Raw genomic sequence first — 17,385 nt, 5'->3', positions numbered from 1 at the left:
CTGCTACAGAAGGTTGCATGACGTCTTCCGGCACCGCACTGATCCCGCTGACCTTCCTGTCCGATCCAGCGGAATGGCCCGAAGAGCGCAGGCGCGACGCCCTGCTCATCGGTGAGGCGGGGGCGGATGGCGGATGGGGAGATGTGGCCGATATTCCGGCAGCCTCGCCTTTCATGAACCGGCATGCGGCGGGATGTCTGTGCTGTACGCGTGAGCCCGTGGCCATGGTTCTGGCGCAGGTGTTTCAGGATCGGGTGGTTGGCAGGCGCCCGTTTTTCCGTGAAGTTGCCATCCTGACCGGGGCGCAGGATCTTGTGGCGGTCCGGCAACAGCTTGAAAATGACGTTCTGGTCCGCGCCCGTTACAGGCTTATGCCCTGAAGGGTTTTGCAGATCGGGTCTATGCTCTTTGGGGACTTCGGGATAACTGGACGGCATGACGACTGACGCAGAACAGGACGGGCCGCTCCGGCAGCGCAAGAAGGACCGCACCCACGCCGCGCTGGTGCGGGAGGCCATGCGCCTGTTCTCGACCTATGGTTACGAGGAAACATCGGTCGACGAGATCGCCGAAGCCGCGCAGATTTCGCGGCGGACGCTGTTCCGGTACTTCCCAGGCAAGGCGGACATCATTCTGGCCTGGACCGGCGGCGTGACCACGATCCTGACCGAAGCCATTCGTGACGTGCCGCTGGATATTCCGTTACAGGATGCCGTTCTGGCCGGACTGGTGCCGGTCGTGGCGTGTTATTCGTCCGACAGGATGGATGCTTATGCCGTTGTCAGGCTCGTGGAAGGCACGCCAGCCCTGAGGGATATGGCCCTGCGCCGATATTCCGAATGGGAAGAGACGCTGGCCAATGCCCTGATCGCCCGCTTGCCCGCGACCGAAATGCCCTCTCTCGTGGCCCGCCTGTTGGCCCGGACGGCGATTGCGACGTTCCGGACCGCACTGGACGAATGGATGAAGACCGAGGGCAAATCCGATCTGGAGGCCATCCTGCGTCGGACGTTCACGCTCCAGCCCCTACTGTGGCAGGACGACTTCCCCCTGAGTTCAGGCTGAGAGTTCGGCCTGAACCTCCTCAGAGGTCCAGTTCGATGCTGAAGTGGTACGTGCGCGGCAGACCGGCGACCGCCGAGTTCGTGGCCGTGCTTACACCATTGATGCTCGACGGATAGACGGACGCCCAGTAGCTCTGGTTCGTCACGTTGTTCACACCAAAGCGGAACACCAGCGGCTGCCCGTAAGCATGGGTCGCGTAACGCGCGCCCAGATCCAGCGTGACATAGGACGGCGCGAAGGTCGTGTTGTACACATTGGCGGCGCGACGGCCCATGTAATGGACGTTCGCATTGACGGCAGCGCCCTTGAGGAACGGCAGGCGGTAATCCAGCAGTGCATTCGCCATCAGCGGCGGCACGCCCACGACCTGCTTGTTGGCCGTCAGCGATGATCCCGTACCCAACATCTGCGCATCCAGCCAGGTCATGCCGCCGAGGAAGGTCAGATCGTCGGTGATGTTTCCGGAAGCCTGGAACTCGACACCGTAGTTCCGCTGCAGGCCGTAATTGGCATAGACCTTGGTGACGGGGTCCGTGAAGCCATAGGGGCGGGACATGCGGAAACCGGCAATATTCACCTGCATGCGCTTGGCGATGAGGATCTTGTAGCCGACCTCATATTCTTCCGAACGCAGTGGCGCCGTCACTTCATTGACGTTGACTGATCCGGCAGGTGCAATGGTACCGGCCTGAAGCGAACGTCCCCAGGTAAAATAGACGGTCTGGTTGTCGGCCGGCTTGTACATCAGGCTCGTCATCGGGCTGAATGCGGCCGAGCGGCTATAAGTGGATGTCTTGGTGCCTGTTGTGGCGTAGTTGTTCGTGCTCAGCCAGCTCCAGGCGAGGGAGCCCATGATCGACCAGTGCTTGCCCAGTGAAATGGTATCGCCTGCCAGCAGGGACTGGTCCATCGTGTCGGCGGATTTGTAGCGGCCGGAATAGTAGGGCTGCGCGCTGGCGAAGCTCTTGGGGTGGCCGATGGTGGCCTCACCCAGCGTCAGGGTGCCGGTGGAGGAGGTGGGGTTGTAGTTCCCCATCACGTAGCCGTTCGTGCCGAGTTCGATCTGGTGGCGCAGGGGGCCGGTGCGGAATTTGCCGTTCAGGTAGGCCATGTTGCTGCCGGCCACGAAGTCATTGGCCGTGAGGGCCGCGGAGATCGTCTGCTTGTACAGGCCTGCGGAATTGAGAAGCTGGTTGGACGTGCTGAAGACGTTACGCGCCGCGTTCTGCCACAGACCGCCGAGCTTGAGACTCCAGTTGTCGTTGAAGGTATGGATGATCTTGGCCATGGCCGTATCGGTTTCCATGTTATAGCCCGCCTGTGGCTGGCCATAACCCTTCTGGCTCAGATCCGGCGCCTGGGGGAGCTGGATCGCGGTGCTGTAGGCAAAACCTCCCGGAAATCCGCGCTCGGCATAGGTGTACTGGCTGGCATCGAGCTGGATGACGGTCTTGGGCGAGAGGTGGATATCGAAATCGCCGCTGACGAGATCACGCCGCAGATGCGAGCCTTCGACATAGCCTTCGCCGTTCTGGTTCAGCAGGTTCAGGCGATACCCGAACCAGCCGTTCTTGCCTACGCGACCGGAGACATCGGCGCTTTCCATGGGGGCGCCGATGGAGTCCGTACCCACGACCAGTCGCTCGGTCATGCGGTCCGTCGGACGCTTGAGCGTGAAGTCGAATGTGCCGGCCGGGTTCTGCGGCCCGTAGAGCGCGCCTGCCAGACCGTTCAGAACCTGAAGGCTGTCGAACTGCTCGGCGGCATAAGGCGTGGTGATGACCATGTTCAGCCCGTCCATGCGGGTGTTGGAAATCACATCGCCTTCAAAACCACGGGACTGCGGACGGCTGGTGTTCGGATCGCCGCGCATCTCAAGCTGAGCGGACGGGACATAGGCCACGAGATCGTTGATATTGCGCGCCTGCTGGTTGACCAGCACGTCATGCGGCACGACCATGATGGACATGGGCGTATCGAGGACGGAGCGTGTTCCAAGCGGGCCGAGCGCCACGTCCTTGGTCCTGTAATCCGCGGCCGTACCGGTGCCGTTGCGGCTGTGGACGGTGATGTTCTCGGCTTTCGGGGAGGCAGGGGCGGCCTTGGCCGGGGCAGCGGGATGTGCCGCTTTCTGCTTGGAAGCCGGTTGTGTCTCCGCTGCAAATGCTGGCATACTGCTCAGTACAGATCCGGAGAAGAGACAAAGCAGCAGGCGTGCGGATTTCATGGGCGGTCGGTCCTGATCGGTCTATGTCGTAAAGCTGGCTTTCCCTCTCTACATTATGACACCCGGTGTCAAAATGATTCGCTGTGTTCAGCGACTCATGTGCCCCGGTTTGTCCGTGGCTGTTTCCTGAAAGACACAGATGTGGCCGATTTTACCGGTCCTCATCAATCCGATCCACGATTGCCAGGACATCCTGCCAGTTATCCGCACGCGGGCTCCAGGTTTCCAGTGCGTTGTGAGGGGCCGTGAAAAGCACACCCTGCCCCTGAAAGCGCCTGAAGTGGCGCAGGTTGTCATCGATCATCACATCGGCGGCCAGAATGCTCTTGTCGCCGCAGAAAACGATATTCAGCGGCGAAATGCAGGGAAAATGTTCCCGGAGCCACGCGAATTTGGGCGCGCAGGACGCCGGATATTCCATGGCAGCCGTCGTGATGAAGACTTCGCAGGTCTCGCACAGGGCTGAAATGGCCTCCTGTGCGCCGGGCATGACGTCGAGTGAGGCGAAGAAATCACCCTGGTGCAGCATGGCTTCCATGGCCGCATAGTCTTCAGGAGACACAAGATCCCTGAAGCGGCGTCCGCGCAGTTCGGCGTCGGTCCATTCATAGCCGCAGGTTCTGCGGAACCACGCACGTTGTGCAGACAATGCATCGGCCAGGACTTCATCCATATCGACGGCCAGACGCAGGCGGAAAGGGGTCATGGGAGGCTCCGGAACTGAAAGAGGGGCAAACTCTCGTCCTGATGGAGGGCCAAGGCAAGGGGATGGGTATCGGGATTGATAAAAATAAATGAATACTTTAATGAAAGCGTTTCATTTCCTGATGAATAAGTATTTCAAATATGTCATTCCGAATAGAAAACTCTTTACTTAAAGTAAACTATTCTTGTTCTGTATTTCAGAAACTGTAAGCATGGGGTTCTGTTGTCGGATGGTCCGGTTCAGAACTTCTTTTTCCAGAAGAGGAGAGACCGGCATCCGCAGAAGGAAAACCATCATGTTTCGTAAATATGAAGAGAATTTCCGTATCGTTTCCGCAGTTCAGGGCACTGGAAGCGGCAGCTCCGGCAATCCGGGCAATTTTTCGCAGGATCGCGAAAGGGCCTCGGAAGCTGGCCGCAAGGGCGGCGAGCACAGTCATGGCGGTCACTCTACCAAGGAGACCTCCAAGTCGTCCTCTTCAGGGGGGGAGCACTCTACCCGTGGCTTTGCCAAGGATCCGCAGAAAGCGTCCGAAGCCGGCCGCAAAGGTGGACAGGCTTCTCACAAGTCCTGAACCGACCTGCGCGCAGGTGGGAGACAATTCTCTCTGCGCGACTGCTGCAAAACCTGCCGAGGGGCTACCCCGGGCAGGTTTTGTGCGTTGGAGCCTTACTCCCGACTGAGCGAGCCCGTCCCGAAGGCCAGTCCGGCCGCGGCAATCAGCGCGGCATAATAGGCATCCGAATGGCTGAGGGTCGCGTCCAGATAGCCGTTCTGGGCAATGCTGGTCTGGGTCAGGGAGCCCACGCCGCTGCGATAGGCGGCGGATGATGCTTCAAAACTGGTGCGCGCTGCCGTCTCCAGCCTGCCGGATGCGGCATAGGCGCTCAGGCTGGTTCGGAGGGCATTTTCCGCGGCGACGATCTGCTTGACCGAACTGTCCACGGTCTGCCGCAGGGTCGCATCCGCGCTGTCAGACTGGTCCTGCGCCTGTTTCAGAAGAGCGGCCCGCGTTCCGCCGTCAAAGATCGGCACGGTAATGCCGCCGAGGATCAGGCTGCTGAACGCATTGCTGGACAGGTTGAGCGTCGGCGGCGCCTCGCTCCCCACACCGGGAATGGAAGACAGCGCCAGACGTCCGGTCGTGTAGGCCACGTTACCCGTCATGAAGATCTTGGGCAGGAACTCGCTGCGCGCGGCCTGAACCCTGCTTTTTGCGGCCTTGGCGCTGGCATAGGCGGCCAGAACGTCCGGCCTGCGCGAGACAGCCTGCTGTACGAACGCATCCGTCAGACGCATGTCGTCCAGAGCGAGGGGGCGGCCGGACATATCCAGCGTTTCCAGCTTTGTGGCGGGGGAAATGCCGATGGCGTTGAGCAGTTCCAGCCGGGTATTTTCCTCGTCGCCCTCAGCCTGGACGAGCCGCAGTTCCGTCTGGGCCGTCGCCTGCCGGGCCTGTGTGACATCCACAATCGTGCCCTGGCTCTGATGCAGCCGGGCTTCCGCGGCTGCTTCCACAAAACGCGCATTATCCCGGGCCTGACGCAGGAGCCGCACCCGGCCCGCGGCGGCGGCATGCGTGTAATAGGCCGTCGTCACGCCATAGATGATCTTCTGGTGCGCAGCGGTGAACAGGACATTGCTGGCGATCTGGGCCTGTTTCGTGGCCTCGATCACGGCTTCGCGCTTGCCGAAATCGAACAGCAGCCATTCCATGCCAAGCGTCTGGACTTCACCCGCACCCGAATTGTTGTTGCGCACGCCGCCCAGCGCATTTTCCAGGCCACTCAGGCCCGAATTGACGATGCCTTCGGCCGCGCCCGCATTGCTGATCGTGGGGTTTGCGCCGTCATTGCGACTGTGATTATAGCCGCCCACCACAGTGGCGGTGAGGCGGGGCAGATAGGCGCTGCGGGCAATGCCGACCGCCAGAGCAGAATCTCGGGCAAGGTTCCAGGCCCGGCGCGTTTCGGGATTGGCGGACTGCGCAATATCGATCAGTTCCGCCAGCGAATAGGCATGCCCGTTCTGCACCGCAATTTCCGGGGCAGGGGGACGCACGCGGATCTGCGTGTTTGATGGCAGGGTGTATCCGGCCGGCAGGTTGAGGGCGTGTGGATCGTGTCTGCCGGGCAGGATTTCACCATTTGCCGCGATATTGGGCTGCCACGGTCGGTCAGGGGCCGCGGGCGCGCTGTCCAGAGCCTGCGTGGCGCAGGACGACAGCAGAAGTGGAGCCGAATACAGCGTGACCCGGATCAGGCGCGGAAAAGGACGGGCAGGGCGGGTCATCAGGCAATCTGTTCCAGTCGTGCCATGCGGTCAGAAAAATCCGGTCGGCCCGGCGTGACGAGCAGTTCTTCCGAAAGTTCTGCCGCGTCATCGAGCGCCTTTTGTGTTGCTTCGAGGCGGGGCAGATCGGTGCGCATATGGGCGGGTTCTGACATGGCATATTCCAGTGTGCGTTCGCTTTCCAGAAGGGCAGACTGGGTGCGGGCGATGGCATCTGATCGGCCCTGCGGCGTTGAGGCATTCGCCTGACCCTTCAGGGAGTCCGCCAGCTTGCGCAATCCGTCTCCAATCCTGTCGAAGGCGCTGGCGGGCCAGAAACTCGTGAACATGGCGTAGGTGATGAAATTGCCCAGCATGATCCCCACGATCCGGTCCCGCGCGGTCGCCATGTCGGCCGTGGGGCCGTAGCCTTTCAGATCCGTCAGGTAAAAGGCCAGCCCGATCTGGAAACCGGCATAGGCAATGCGCTCATCGCCGGTCTTGACCCAGGCCGCGATCAGGGAAACCACGAAGACCAGCACCAGAAATCCGGTGATGTCATTCAGATGCGGCATGACGAAAACGATGGCGGCAATCCCGAGTGCTCCGCCCACGAGGGCACCTGAAATGCGAAGGGTCAGCTTGGAGACCATTTCCCCCATCGTCGGAAGGGCCACGATGAAGCAGGTGATGATGCAGGTATGAATGCCCGGCCAGTTCAGGACCTTGAACGTCAGATAGCTCAGCATGACCGCCGCCGTGCCTTTGACGGCAAAGCGGACATGATCGGGATTGCTGAAGGCATCATCGGCCAGAAACCCCGATTTTTTCTTCTGTGAGGGCGCTTTCTCATCATCCGCAGGGGGTGTGGCAAAATCCGGCAACAGATCCGCCAGAGCGCAGGCGGTGGGGGATGCCGGGCTGACAGCGGGCCGTTCGATGGCGGTCGGATAGTCTCCATCCGCGAAAATGGCGGCCATGTCCTCAAGTGTTCGGATCAGGCAGGCGGTGTCTGGCTGCGATAGTCCGCTTCGGCTGGCTTCGTCGGCCAGGGCGAGGACGGCCACGCTGCTGCTGGCGGCCTGTCTGAGGCATGCCAGATCATGGGGGGACCAGATTTTTTCCAGCCCGGCCATTTTCGCGGATTTCATCATGTCGGTCGTGCCGGCGCGCAGCATGTCCGTGGCCTGTTCCCGGATGCGCTCATCCGGATCGCGCAGGAGACAGCATGCCATGCGAAGACGCGCGGCAATGCTGTCAGTCAGGATCCGGCGCGGGGACGGGCAGATCAACAGGCCGAGCGCGACCATGACCGCGCCGGGAACCGCAAGAAACAGGTCCGTATAAAGCAGCGCGCGCGTCACGACTTCGCCGACCGGAACCTCATCGATCGCAATCAGCCCGTAAACGGTAATCAGCCCGAGCATGTAAGCGACGGGTTTGAGCTTGCTGGCCGATCCCAGGAAGAAAAATATGAAGGACAGCAGGGCAATGACGATGACCAGCCCCATCGGGTGATCGAGTGTCAGGCGGATCAGGCCGTAAATGATCGTCAGCAGGATCAGGACCGCGACATTCACCCCGATACCGGCCAGGGCATTGGTGACGCGGTCCTTCTGCCACAGCGCCATCGTCACGAGGGCCGGGACGGCGAGTTCCGGAACCTGCCAGATTTCCCCGACCAGCACTGTCGTCGTACACCCCGCCGCCATGCGAAGCGCATAGCCCATGCGTCCCGGAGCGGGATTGCACACCAGACGCCAGATGCGTGAAGGACTCAGTCCGGGGCGCATCAGGTCCGGACGTGGGGACTCCAGTGAACGGGCGGTTTCAGGGACAGGCAGCGCCATGCCGGATCTCGATCGTCGCGGTGGCGCCCAGCCGCAGCAGAAGGGGGTTCGCCTTTTCCAGCCGGATGCGGACCGGGAACCGCTGGGCCACATGCACCCAGTCCATCTGCCGCGGCACGATCGGCAGGGAGCGCGCAATTCCCGCAGAATCCGCCGAGAGCACCCCCCAGCCAATGCTCTCGACATGCCCCCGAAGCGGCGTGCGCCGGTCGATCATGGAATGGACCGTCACGCAGTCTCCGATCTGCACGGCGCCGAGATTGATCTCGCGGATATTGGCTGTGGCGTACCACTCATCATCCGCAATCAGCGTGAACAGAACCTGCGACGGCGCCAGGACCTCGCCCGGTTTGACCCGCAGGCTGGTGACGTAACCGTCAACCGGAGCGATCACGGTGGTCTGCCGCAGTTCATAACGCGCATGATCGAGTGCCGCCTGACTGGCATCGCGCGCGGCAATCGAACTTTTCAGATCTCCGATCGCTGTGGTCGCCGCAGCGGACTGGTTGCGGGACTGAGCCAGCGAAACTTCGGCATCATGCAGGGCGACACGGGCCTGATCATACTGCTGCCACGGGATGTACGATTTCCCCGCCAGAGGCTGAAGCCGCTGGACGGTGCGTGCTGCAAGATCACGGTTGGTCTGGGCCCGGACGACCTGATCGTCGGCGGTGGCGGCATTGGACGTCTTGATGCTCAGCAGGCGCGTCTGGTTTTCAACTTCCGCGCTGGCCAGATCCAGATTGGCCTGCGCCTGCCGGACGGTCAGTTCGTAGGGCTCGGGATCCAGCCGGTACAGCACGTCGCCTTTGTGCACGTGCTGGTTGACCGAAACGTCCAGTTCCTTAAGGCGCCCGCCCACGGTCGAGGCGACATGCACCATTTCCGCGTCGATGCTTCCGCTGTCGGAGGAGGGGTGGGTGCTGTCTTCGTGGGAGACGTGGACGCCGAACAGGACGGCCACCCCCACGCAGACAACCGCGATGACAATGCCGATCGGCTTTTTGCCGGAGACTGAAATGCGCTGCACGGTCAGGGTCCGAATACCAGGGTCCACACGCCCAGTGCGGCGATGACGCCCAGGGCGACATAGGTGAAAAGGCGGAAACTGAGCAGGGCATCGATCCCCGTCAGCAGAAAGAGGACCCGCAGCCCTACGGCTGTGGCGACACCCACAAGCCCGCAGACCATCCAGTCCGGAAAATAGGCGCCCACAACGGGAAAGGACGGAGCGCCACGAAGAGAACATCCTCCCGTCGCCAGAAGGACGAGGCCGGAAAGGCAGGAACTGAGGTGGGCAGGTCGCATGAGGGAAATGGAAACTTTCGCGCGGCCATATAGGGACTCGGAGCCTATCACATCCTTTTCCGAAAGCCACAGTTCAGCGTAAGAAACGGGAAGTTGGAAAAGAAAACCGGAACGTCCTGCGGAAGTTTCAGCAGACAGGAACTGTGAAGACGGTGGTGTGGAACAATGACGGACAGATTTTTCCCTGCAATGTTTCTTCTGGGTCTGCTGATCAGCGGGCAGGCTTTTGCTGCCCGACAGGATCTCGTCCTGTCGCCGGTCAATACTCAGGCTCTTCTGCATGCGCGCTCGGCCCTGACGGATATTGACGGGGACTTCGGAGATGTGTCCGGAGCACTGACTTACGATCTGGACCGGCAGAGCTGTCATGTGGACATGACCATGAATGTCAGCTCCCTCAAAGTCGGCAGCGCCGTCCTGAAACAGGTCATGCTTTCGGGCATCATGCTCGACAGCGATACCCATCCCGTCATGAAATATGTGGGGGACTGCCGTCCTCGGATTGTCAACGGGCAGCTCCGGACGGAGCTTGCGGGAAAACTGACCATGCGCGGGCAGACGCATCCTCTCGTCCTCACGACGGAGCTTCAGTTCCAGGGCAACACCCTGATGCGTATCGTCAGCCATGGCAGCTTTGACCAGCGGCAATGGGGCATGAGCACGCTTCTTCATTCGGTGAACCCCATGGTCCGTGTCGAGACCGTGATCCTCATGAAGTAATTCCTGCCATGCTTGAAGGGCTGCGGGCCATCCGATAAGCAGGCTCGGAAAAATCCCTGTTTCTCCAGCTTCTGGCCTTGTGGACATGACCTTGCGGACGCCCCTGATCCTCTCCTTCGGCAGCATCAACATCGATCTGACGGCCCGCAGCCAGCGGCTTCCGCGCCCGGGCGAGACCGTTCATGCCGAGAGCTATGCGATCGGTCTGGGGGGCAAGGGCAGCAATCAGGCCGCAGCAGCCGCGAAACTGGCGCAGGCATTCGACGTGGATGTCGCTCTGGCGGGGCGTGTGGGGTGCGATGCGTTCGGCGCTCAGGCCCGGGCCAGCCTGGCCGGGTTCGGGGTGGATCTGTCGCCCCTGCGAGATGATGCGGACAACCCGACCGGGATTGCCCTGATCGGGATCGATGCTGCCGCGGAAAACTGCATCACCGTCGCGGGCGGGGCGAACATGGCGGTGGATGAGACGGATATCGTGGCCGCGGCGCCCTGGCTGGATCGGGCAAAGGTCCTGCTGCTCCAGCTTGAAATCCCCCAGTCTGCCGTTCTGGCTGCGGCGCGTCGGACTCGGAGCGCGGGTGGCCTCGTCGTGCTGGACCCGGCTCCCGCGCCGGAGCATGGACTGCCCGAAGCGCTGTGGTCCGAGATCGACATTCTCACGCCCAATGAAAGCGAAACCTTCAGCCTGACCGGCATCCGTCCCGCAACAGTGGAAGAGGCGCGCAGGGCAGCGGAAATACTGCTGGCGAAAGGTGTCCGGGCGGTTCTGGTGAAGATGGGGGCGAAGGGCGTGTTCTGGCATGACGGCACCGGATCAGGTCATCTGCCGCCATTCCGGGTTGTTCCGATCGATACCGTGGCGGCTGGAGACTGCTTCAACGCCGGTCTGGCCGTGGCGCTGGCCTGCGGGGAAAGTCTGCCCGATGCGGCACGGATTGCGTCTGCCTGCGGGGCTCTCGCCACGACCCGTCATGGCGCTGCCGATGCTGCTCCGGAATGGAATGAGGTCGCAGCTCTGATCCGGATTTGAAAAAACCCTGCTTGCGCCATCAGTTTTTTGGGTTCAGGGTCCCGGGCACAAAATTGCAGAATAGGCCCGTGGAAAAATGACCAGAAAACGTATCATCTGGATGGTTCTGTCCGGCGCTCTCATGACGGCGTTTTTTCTTGTCGCCTGCATGACGACGACCATGGACGCCGCCGGGCATATTCATGCCAGCTATTTCTGGATGACCGGCTTCGTCATTTTCGCCATCGTGCATGTTTATTGTACCTGCATGTCGAAATGATCTCCGGATCACTTCTGTCTTGTGCAGGTACGAAAAAAGGCAGGACCCCATGGGAGCCCTACCTTTCCGGTCTGGAGTGGATCGCGGTCAGTACGGTCCGGGACCATATCCAGGAGCCACTGCGCCAGGCGGCGCTACGGGAACGCCCGGCTGCATCACGCCGCTGTTTGCCGCCACGACACCGGCGATGAGGCCGGTTGCCAGAGCCGTCAGCAGAAACTGGTCGCCGTAACGCATCCAGTAATAGCCGCGTGGCGGTGCATAAAGGCCGCGATAGTTGCGCCAGTTGTTGATGGCCCAGCGGCTGCCACGGGGACCGTCATAACGGTCGCCACGACGCCAGATGCGGTTCTGGCCGCCACCATGACCGCCCCCTCCGCGAAAATCCCCATGGCCACCGCCGCCTGGACCGCCGCCACGTGGATCGGCAGAGGCGAGAGGAGCTGCGGCGAGGAAGCAGGCAGCCATCAGTCCTGCAAAAAGTCTTGTCTTCATAACGCACCTTCAAACCCAGTCATGGCATCCCGGATGAAACGGTCGGGAGCATGCTCTGAACTGTCATAAAGCCCTTAAAGCGTGGCTGGAATATGGCTTTTGGACCGTGCTGTGTAACGACCTGGAAGAGCCCCGGTTTCTTTCTGCGATATGGAACGGGTGTAGCAGGGTCTTCACCGGCTTTCCGTGTGATACAATGTGCGCTTATGTTCGTTTTCTCACATTCGCTGTCCGGACCGCACCATGTCTCATGAGCCCCTTCAGACCACCCCCCGACAGGACCAGATCGTGCGTCTGGTCCGCAGTCAGGGCTACATGGCCAATGAGGACATGGCGCAGCATTTCGGCGTTGCGGTCCAGACCATTCGCCGGGATGTGACCTATCTCGCCGGGCTGGGGCTGCTGTGTCGGCATCATGGCGGCGCGACACCGGTCTCGACCGTTGAGAACCTGGATTATGACGCGCGTCAGATCCTCAATTCCGCAGCAAAAACTGCGATCGGGCGTTATGCTGCCGCGCTGATTCCAGATCGGTCTTCGCTGTTCATCAATATCGGCACCACGACGGAAGCCTTCGCCCGTGCGCTGACAAACCACAGGGATCTGCGGATCGTGACGAACAATCTGCATGTCGCGTCGCTGGTTTCGGGGCGGGCGGATTTTCATACCGTCATCGCCGGCGGGCAGTTGCGACCGCGGGACGGGGCCATTCTCGGGGCGACCGCCATCGAGACCCTGTCGTCCTTTCGCACGGAATTCGGCGTGATCGGGATCAGCGGAATCGAGGAGGACGGAACCCTGCTGGATTTCGATCTGAGCGAGATCCAGTGCGCGCGGACCATCATCCGCAATTCACGCAGGGTCCTGCTTCTGGCTGATCACACCAAGTTCAGCCGGCGCCCCATGGGACGGGTCGGTAATCTTCAGGATATTGATGACCTGATTACTGACCGGCCGGTCTCCGAGGCGTTTCAGCGTCATCTGGACGCGGCAGGCGTCACGCTCCATGTGGCTGAAAATAACGCCTGATTTCTCATAGCTCCACACTATTGCGTTACGAATCACATAAAACGCTTTCTTTATCGCTCAACATGCTCCAAAACGAACATCGACCGCTCGTTTTGGAGCGTGATGACAGGAGAGTGTGATGTCATCGATTCACGAGATTTCATCCCCGGCTGGCGCATCCGCGCCTTACGACCTGCTGGTTGTGGGTGGCGGGATCAACGGTTGTGGAATTGCGAGGGATGCCGCGGGCAGGGGGGCAAGCGTGCTTCTCGTCGAGCAGGATGACCTTGCCAGCCATACGTCCTCCGCAAGCACCAAGCTGATTCACGGTGGCCTGCGCTATCTCGAATATTATGAATTCCGGCTGGTCCGCGAGGCCCTGATGGAGCGCGAGCGTCTGCTGAAGATCGCACCGCACATCATCTGGCCGATGCGCTTCGTGCTGCCGCATTCCAAGATGCTGCGTCCGGCCTGGCTGCTGCGGACGGGGCTGTTCCTTTACGATCATCTGTGCCCGAACATGACGCTGCCGCGAACGAAGGCTCTGAACCTGCGGACGGCTCCGGCCGGGAAGCCGCTGCGTTCGGAATATGTGCGCGGTTTCGAATATTCGGATGGCTGGGTGCAGGACAGCCGGCTCGTGGTTCTCAATGCCATGGACGCTGTGCGCGTTGGCGCGAAGATCGAAACGCGGACGCGTCTCGTCAAAGCCGTGCGTGGGCCGCAGGGCTGGACCGCCACGCTTGAAAACACCCGCACGGGTGAGCAGAGCACGGTTCAGGCCAAGGCGCTCGTCAATGCGGCAGGTCCGTGGGTTGCCGAACTGCTGAAGGATCGCCTGAACGTGCCGAGCCGCAATCGTGTGCGTCTGGTCAAGGGCAGCCACATCGTGGTGCCGCGCGTTTTCGAAGGGTCGCAGGCTTACATTTTCCAGAACCCGGACAAGCGGATTGTCTTCGCCATTCCTTACGAGCAGGATTTCACCCTGATCGGCACCACGGATGTTCCGTGGGAGCAGGATCCGGCGCATGTCGAGATCTCGCCTGATGAAATCACCTATCTGTGCGAGAGCGTGAACCGCTACTTCACGAAGACCGTCCGTCCCGAGGACGTCGTCTGGACGTATGCAGGCGTGCGTCCGCTCTATGACGATAATTCGGGCAACGCTTCGGCTGTCACACGCGATTACGTCCTGGATGTGGATGCGACTGCCGCGCCGATCCTGTCGGTTTTCGGTGGCAAGATCACGACCTTCCGCAAGCTGGCCGAACACGCGGTCGAGAAGCTCGCGCCGCATCTCCCGGTCCTGCGCAAGCCGGGCTGGACGGACGGTACGCCGCTTCCTGGCGGCGAGTTCGCGCCGAAGGATTTTGACGCCCAGCTCAGCCGTTTCCGGGCTCATGCGCCGCATCTGTCCGAGCGTACGTCCTGGCGCCTGATGCGCAATTACGGGCTGCGCGCCTATATCATCGCTACGTCCACGCCCGAGGGGATGGGCCAGATGTTCGGCGACACACTCAGCGCCCGTGAGGTGGACTACCTCATCGATAACGAATGGGCCCGTACTGCCGAGGACATCCTGTGGCGTCGCTCGCGGCTTGGCCTGTTTGTCAGCGATGCCGATCGCGCGGCCCTTCAGACCTATGTCGAAGGCCGTTTGCAAGGGGATGTCACCCCTCTTTCCAATCCAGACCAGGTCGCACGTCAGAACGTCGCCTGAGCCTTATCGCTTCCTTTTTCATGGCGGATGCCAGTCATGTCAGAAAACAGGCGTTATCTTGGTGAACTCCTCTCGGAGTTCTTCGCTGTCGCAATCATCATCCTCTTCGGAGATGGGGTTGCGGCCATGTACTCGCTCTACGATCCCAGTCCGTACAAATCGGCCTACTGGGGCGTGTGCATCGTCTGGGGTCTGGGCGTGACGGTGGCGATCTATGCCACTGGCGCTGTCAGCGGAACCCACGCCAACCCGGCCGTTACGCTGTCTCTGGCCATGTTCCGTGGCTTTTCGTGGAAGAAAGTGATTCCTTACATGAGCGCTCAAGTACTCGGTGGTTTCGCCGGTGCGGCGCTGGTGTACTCGCTTTACGCCCCAGTCATCGACCACTTCAACATGGCGCATAACCTGACGCGTGCCGTCGATGGTGGAGCTTCCGGGGTATTCTTCACCCAGCCCGGTGATTTCATCACGGTCTCCCATGCGTTCTGGGACGAAATGGTCATGACTGCCATGCTGGTGTTCGGTATTTTCGCAGTCACCTGCCAGTACAACACACAGGCTCCGCAGGCTAATTCCGGCGCTCTCATTATCGGTCTTCTGGTAGCGATCATCGGTGCATCCTGCGGTTATCTGGAAGCCTGGGCCATCAATCCGGCCCGTGATTTTGGCCCGCGCCTGTTCTGCTTCTTTGCGGGGTGGGGACAGAGTGCACTGCCGGCTCCGGGCAACTATTTCTGGGTTCCGGTCGTGGCTCCGCTGGTGGGGGGGCCGATCGGGGCGGCCCTGTACCAGTTTGGCCTGCGTCCTTTCATGCCACGTTATCTGGAACAGACCATCACCATGGCGCCGGACGGGATCAATCCCGCCGAGCCGGTTCTGGTCGTGTCCAATCCGGACGACCCCGCATTTCCCGTCGTCAACCGGATCTCCTGAAATCCGTCTGAAACCCTTCGAACTTCCAAGATCTTTCGCCGGAGAACACATCATGAGCAAGAAAGACTGCATCCTCGCCATTGATCAGGGCACGACCTCGACCCGCAGCATTGTCTTCGGAAAGGATGCGCAGGCTCTGGCCATTTCCCGCCGTGAGTTCCCCCAGCATTATCCAGAACTGGGCTGGGTCGAACACGATGTCGAGGACATCTGGCGTGATGTGCTCGCCACCGCGCGCGAGACAATCGACGAAGTCGGGGGGCCGGAGCGCATCGCAGCTATTGGCATCACCAACCAGCGCGAAACCATCGTGATCTGGGACCGCGAGACGGGCCGCGCCATCCATCGCGCGCTCGTCTGGCAGGACCGTCGCACGGCGCATGAATGCAATCTCCTGCGCCAGCAGGGCAAGGAAGCCATGGTCCGTGAAAAGACCGGCCTGCTGCTGGACCCGTATTTCTCGGCGAGCAAGATCGCCTGGCTGCTCGATCATGTCCCCGATGCCCGCCGCCGCGCGGAAGCGGGGGAACTGGCGGCTGGCACGATCGACAGCTTCCTGCTGTGGCGTCTGACCGGGGGCAAGCGCCATGCGACGGACATCACCAATGCCTGCCGTACCTCGCTGTTCAACATTCACACGCAGGAATGGGACGAGGAGCTTCTGAAGCTCTTCAATGTGCCCCGCGCCCTTCTGCCGGAAGTCTGCGATAACAGCAGCGATTTCGGTGAGACGGAAGCCAAGCTGTTCGGCGAGAAGATCGCCATCGGCGGCATGGCGGGCGACCAGCACGCCGCCGTCATCGGGCAGGCCTGCTTTCACGAGGGCATGGCCAAGGCGACTTACGGCACGGGCTGCTTCATGCTGCTCAACACCGGTGAGAAGCCGATCATGTCCAACAACCGGCTGCTGACCACGATCGCCTATCGCATCGGCGGCAAGACCTTCTATGCGCTGGAAGGTTCCATCTTCGTGGCGGGGGCCGGCATCAAGTGGCTGCGTGACGGGTTGAAGCTGATCACGCATGCTTCCCAGACCGACGATATGGCGACCCGCATCCCGGACAGCCATGGTGTCTATATGGTGCCGGCTTTCGTTGGTCTTGGCGCTCCTCACTGGGACCCGGATTCACGCGGCCTGATCTGCGGCCTGACGCTTGGCTCCACGCAGGCGCACATCGCGCGTGCCATGCTGGAATCCGTGGCTTACCAGACCTATGACCTGATCCGTGCCATGCGTGAGGATGGGGCCATGCGTACCAGCATCCTGCGCATCGACGGGGGCATGGCCGTCAATGACTGGTTCGCCCAGTTCCTGTCCTCCATGCTCAAGGCCGAGGTCGAGCGTCCGGTCAATATCGAGACCACCGCACTGGGCGCGGCTTTCCTGGCGGGCTTGCAGGTCGGACTGTGGAAGAACCTGGACGAGGTCGCGGCCACCTGGAAGCAGGAGCGTGTCTTCGCACCGAAAATGGATCCGGCACAGCGCCGCATCATGATCGACGGCTGGCACGACGCCGTCCGCCGGACACTGACGCCGCCTGCTCCGGTTGCGCAGCCCACGGCCGGGGTGACCTCGATCCGCGCGGCCTGATCATCCACTCGTGGTGCATATAAAACCGGCGCCCTCATTAAGGGGCCGGTTTTATAGGGGTATTGTAAATAATAATTCTGAAATACGGAAATTTATATTCCACTATATTTCATAAATACCTTCACAATGAAGTTTCCGTGTAAGTAAATCCGTATTTCTTCCTGCGCGTCAGGTATCGACCTGAGCGGGGCTGTGAGCCTCG

Annotated in this window: 17 protein-coding genes; 10 read left to right on the top strand and 7 right to left on the bottom strand. The window is 61.0% G+C overall.

Going from position 1 to position 17,385, the window contains the following annotated elements:
• The first annotated feature begins 17 nt into the window (after positions 1–17).
• Entirely contained in the window at positions 18–380 is a 363-nt protein-coding gene (locus HKD27_RS11325; RefSeq protein ID WP_194689646.1) for a hypothetical protein, read from the top strand.
• Positions 381–435: 55 nt separating this feature from the next.
• Entirely contained in the window at positions 436–1,065 is a 630-nt protein-coding gene (locus HKD27_RS11320) for a TetR family transcriptional regulator (RefSeq protein ID WP_062496700.1), read from the top strand.
• Positions 1,066–1,084: 19 nt separating this feature from the next.
• Here HKD27_RS11320 and HKD27_RS11315 read toward each other — a convergent pair whose 3' ends face one another.
• Entirely contained in the window at positions 1,085–3,292 is a 2,208-nt protein-coding gene (locus HKD27_RS11315; RefSeq protein WP_194689647.1) for a TonB-dependent siderophore receptor, read from the bottom strand.
• A 151-nt stretch (positions 3,293–3,443) separates the two neighbouring features.
• On the bottom strand, positions 3,444–3,998 hold the full coding sequence (locus tag HKD27_RS11310) for a 5' nucleotidase, NT5C type (protein ID WP_194689648.1): 555 nt from the start codon (positions 3,996–3,998) through the stop codon (positions 3,444–3,446).
• Positions 3,999–4,293: 295 nt separating this feature from the next.
• Here HKD27_RS11310 and HKD27_RS11305 point away from each other — a divergent pair, with 295 nt between their 5' ends.
• Positions 4,294–4,572, top strand: a complete 279-nt coding sequence (locus HKD27_RS11305; protein WP_194265324.1) for a general stress protein — start codon at positions 4,294–4,296, stop codon at positions 4,570–4,572.
• Positions 4,573–4,667: 95 nt separating this feature from the next.
• On the opposite strand, the gene HKD27_RS11300 is transcribed toward HKD27_RS11305, so the two are convergent.
• Genes HKD27_RS11300 through HKD27_RS11285 form a run of 4 tightly spaced genes read right to left on the bottom strand, consistent with a single transcriptional unit; the run spans position 4,668 to position 9,427 of the window.
• Positions 4,668–6,290 (bottom strand): TolC family protein, encoded by a 1,623-nt coding sequence (locus HKD27_RS11300; protein WP_194689649.1) that lies wholly within the window; start codon positions 6,288–6,290, stop codon positions 4,668–4,670.
• Positions 6,290–8,062 (bottom strand): FUSC family protein, encoded by a 1,773-nt coding sequence (locus tag HKD27_RS11295; protein WP_370544267.1) that lies wholly within the window; start codon positions 8,060–8,062, stop codon positions 6,290–6,292. Before HKD27_RS11295 ends, HKD27_RS11300 begins: the two co-directional genes overlap by 1 nt.
• Positions 8,063–8,099: 37 nt before the next feature.
• On the bottom strand, positions 8,100–9,149 hold the full coding sequence (mdtN, locus tag HKD27_RS11290) for a multidrug transporter subunit MdtN (RefSeq protein ID WP_194689650.1): 1,050 nt from the start codon (positions 9,147–9,149) through the stop codon (positions 8,100–8,102).
• A gap of 2 nt (positions 9,150–9,151) precedes the next feature.
• Positions 9,152–9,427 carry a YtcA family lipoprotein gene (locus HKD27_RS11285; RefSeq protein WP_194689651.1) on the bottom strand — a complete coding sequence of 92 codons (276 nt, stop codon included), beginning with the start codon at positions 9,425–9,427 and terminating at the stop codon, positions 9,152–9,154.
• 165 nt (positions 9,428–9,592) lie between these two features.
• Here HKD27_RS11285 and HKD27_RS11280 point away from each other — a divergent pair, with 165 nt between their 5' ends.
• The 3 genes from HKD27_RS11280 to HKD27_RS11270 all read left to right on the top strand — a co-directional run bounded on the left by HKD27_RS11280 (position 9,593) and on the right by HKD27_RS11270 (position 11,436).
• Positions 9,593–10,147, top strand: coding sequence for a YceI family protein (locus tag HKD27_RS11280; protein ID WP_194689652.1), 555 nt, complete (start codon positions 9,593–9,595; stop codon positions 10,145–10,147).
• 85 nt (positions 10,148–10,232) lie between these two features.
• The gene (locus tag HKD27_RS11275) at positions 10,233–11,177 is read left to right on the top strand and encodes a ribokinase (RefSeq protein ID WP_062496686.1); all 945 of its coding nucleotides are present in this window, start codon (positions 10,233–10,235) and stop codon (positions 11,175–11,177) included.
• 76 nt (positions 11,178–11,253) lie between these two features.
• Positions 11,254–11,436: a hypothetical protein gene (locus HKD27_RS11270; protein WP_024717098.1), complete on the top strand. Its 183-nt coding sequence runs from the start codon at positions 11,254–11,256 to the stop codon at positions 11,434–11,436.
• An 87-nt stretch (positions 11,437–11,523) separates the two neighbouring features.
• Here HKD27_RS11270 and HKD27_RS11265 read toward each other — a convergent pair whose 3' ends face one another.
• Complete coding sequence (locus HKD27_RS11265; protein ID WP_062496684.1) at positions 11,524–11,931, bottom strand: RcnB family protein; 408 nt, start codon at positions 11,929–11,931, stop codon at positions 11,524–11,526.
• A 243-nt stretch (positions 11,932–12,174) separates the two neighbouring features.
• Here HKD27_RS11265 and HKD27_RS11260 point away from each other — a divergent pair, with 243 nt between their 5' ends.
• The 4 genes from HKD27_RS11260 (at position 12,175) to glpK (ending at position 17,183) form a co-directional block, all read left to right on the top strand.
• Positions 12,175–12,960 (top strand): DeoR/GlpR family DNA-binding transcription regulator, encoded by a 786-nt coding sequence (locus HKD27_RS11260; protein ID WP_194689653.1) that lies wholly within the window; start codon positions 12,175–12,177, stop codon positions 12,958–12,960.
• 118 nt (positions 12,961–13,078) lie between these two features.
• Positions 13,079–14,659 (top strand): glycerol-3-phosphate dehydrogenase, encoded by a 1,581-nt coding sequence (gene glpD, locus HKD27_RS11255; RefSeq protein WP_194265319.1) that lies wholly within the window; start codon positions 13,079–13,081, stop codon positions 14,657–14,659.
• A gap of 36 nt (positions 14,660–14,695) precedes the next feature.
• The gene (locus HKD27_RS11250) at positions 14,696–15,592 is read left to right on the top strand and encodes an MIP/aquaporin family protein (protein ID WP_194689654.1); all 897 of its coding nucleotides are present in this window, start codon (positions 14,696–14,698) and stop codon (positions 15,590–15,592) included.
• Positions 15,593–15,644: 52 nt separating this feature from the next.
• Positions 15,645–17,183 (top strand): glycerol kinase GlpK, encoded by a 1,539-nt coding sequence (glpK, locus tag HKD27_RS11245; protein WP_194265317.1) that lies wholly within the window; start codon positions 15,645–15,647, stop codon positions 17,181–17,183.
• Positions 17,184–17,385: the final 202 nt, after the last annotated feature.

The organism is Gluconobacter sp. R75690 (genome assembly GCF_015244525.1).
GTDB lineage: Bacteria > Pseudomonadota > Alphaproteobacteria > Acetobacterales > Acetobacteraceae > Gluconobacter > Gluconobacter potus.
This window is presented reverse-complemented; position numbering and strand designations above follow the sequence as displayed.

Coding starts and splice junctions, on each gene's coding strand:
- HKD27_RS11275 (WP_062496686.1), top strand. CDS start 10,233: ATGACCTTGCGGACGCCCCTGATCCTCTCCTTCGGCAGCATCAACATC.
- HKD27_RS11265 (WP_062496684.1), bottom strand. CDS start 11,931: ATGAAGACAAGACTTTTTGCAGGACTGATGGCTGCCTGCTTCCTCGCC.
- HKD27_RS11285 (WP_194689651.1), bottom strand. CDS start 9,427: ATGCGACCTGCCCACCTCAGTTCCTGCCTTTCCGGCCTCGTCCTTCTG.
- HKD27_RS11315 (WP_194689647.1), bottom strand. CDS start 3,292: ATGAAATCCGCACGCCTGCTGCTTTGTCTCTTCTCCGGATCTGTACTG.
- HKD27_RS11280 (WP_194689652.1), top strand. CDS start 9,593: ATGACGGACAGATTTTTCCCTGCAATGTTTCTTCTGGGTCTGCTGATC.
- glpD (WP_194265319.1), top strand. CDS start 13,079: ATGTCATCGATTCACGAGATTTCATCCCCGGCTGGCGCATCCGCGCCT.
- HKD27_RS11320 (WP_062496700.1), top strand. CDS start 436: ATGACGACTGACGCAGAACAGGACGGGCCGCTCCGGCAGCGCAAGAAG.
- glpK (WP_194265317.1), top strand. CDS start 15,645: ATGAGCAAGAAAGACTGCATCCTCGCCATTGATCAGGGCACGACCTCG.
- HKD27_RS11305 (WP_194265324.1), top strand. CDS start 4,294: ATGTTTCGTAAATATGAAGAGAATTTCCGTATCGTTTCCGCAGTTCAG.
- HKD27_RS11250 (WP_194689654.1), top strand. CDS start 14,696: ATGTCAGAAAACAGGCGTTATCTTGGTGAACTCCTCTCGGAGTTCTTC.
- HKD27_RS11260 (WP_194689653.1), top strand. CDS start 12,175: ATGTCTCATGAGCCCCTTCAGACCACCCCCCGACAGGACCAGATCGTG.
- HKD27_RS11295 (WP_370544267.1), bottom strand. CDS start 8,062: ATGCGCCCCGGACTGAGTCCTTCACGCATCTGGCGTCTGGTGTGCAAT.
- HKD27_RS11310 (WP_194689648.1), bottom strand. CDS start 3,998: ATGACCCCTTTCCGCCTGCGTCTGGCCGTCGATATGGATGAAGTCCTG.
- HKD27_RS11325 (WP_194689646.1), top strand. CDS start 18: ATGACGTCTTCCGGCACCGCACTGATCCCGCTGACCTTCCTGTCCGAT.
- HKD27_RS11270 (WP_024717098.1), top strand. CDS start 11,254: ATGACCAGAAAACGTATCATCTGGATGGTTCTGTCCGGCGCTCTCATG.
- HKD27_RS11300 (WP_194689649.1), bottom strand. CDS start 6,290: ATGACCCGCCCTGCCCGTCCTTTTCCGCGCCTGATCCGGGTCACGCTG.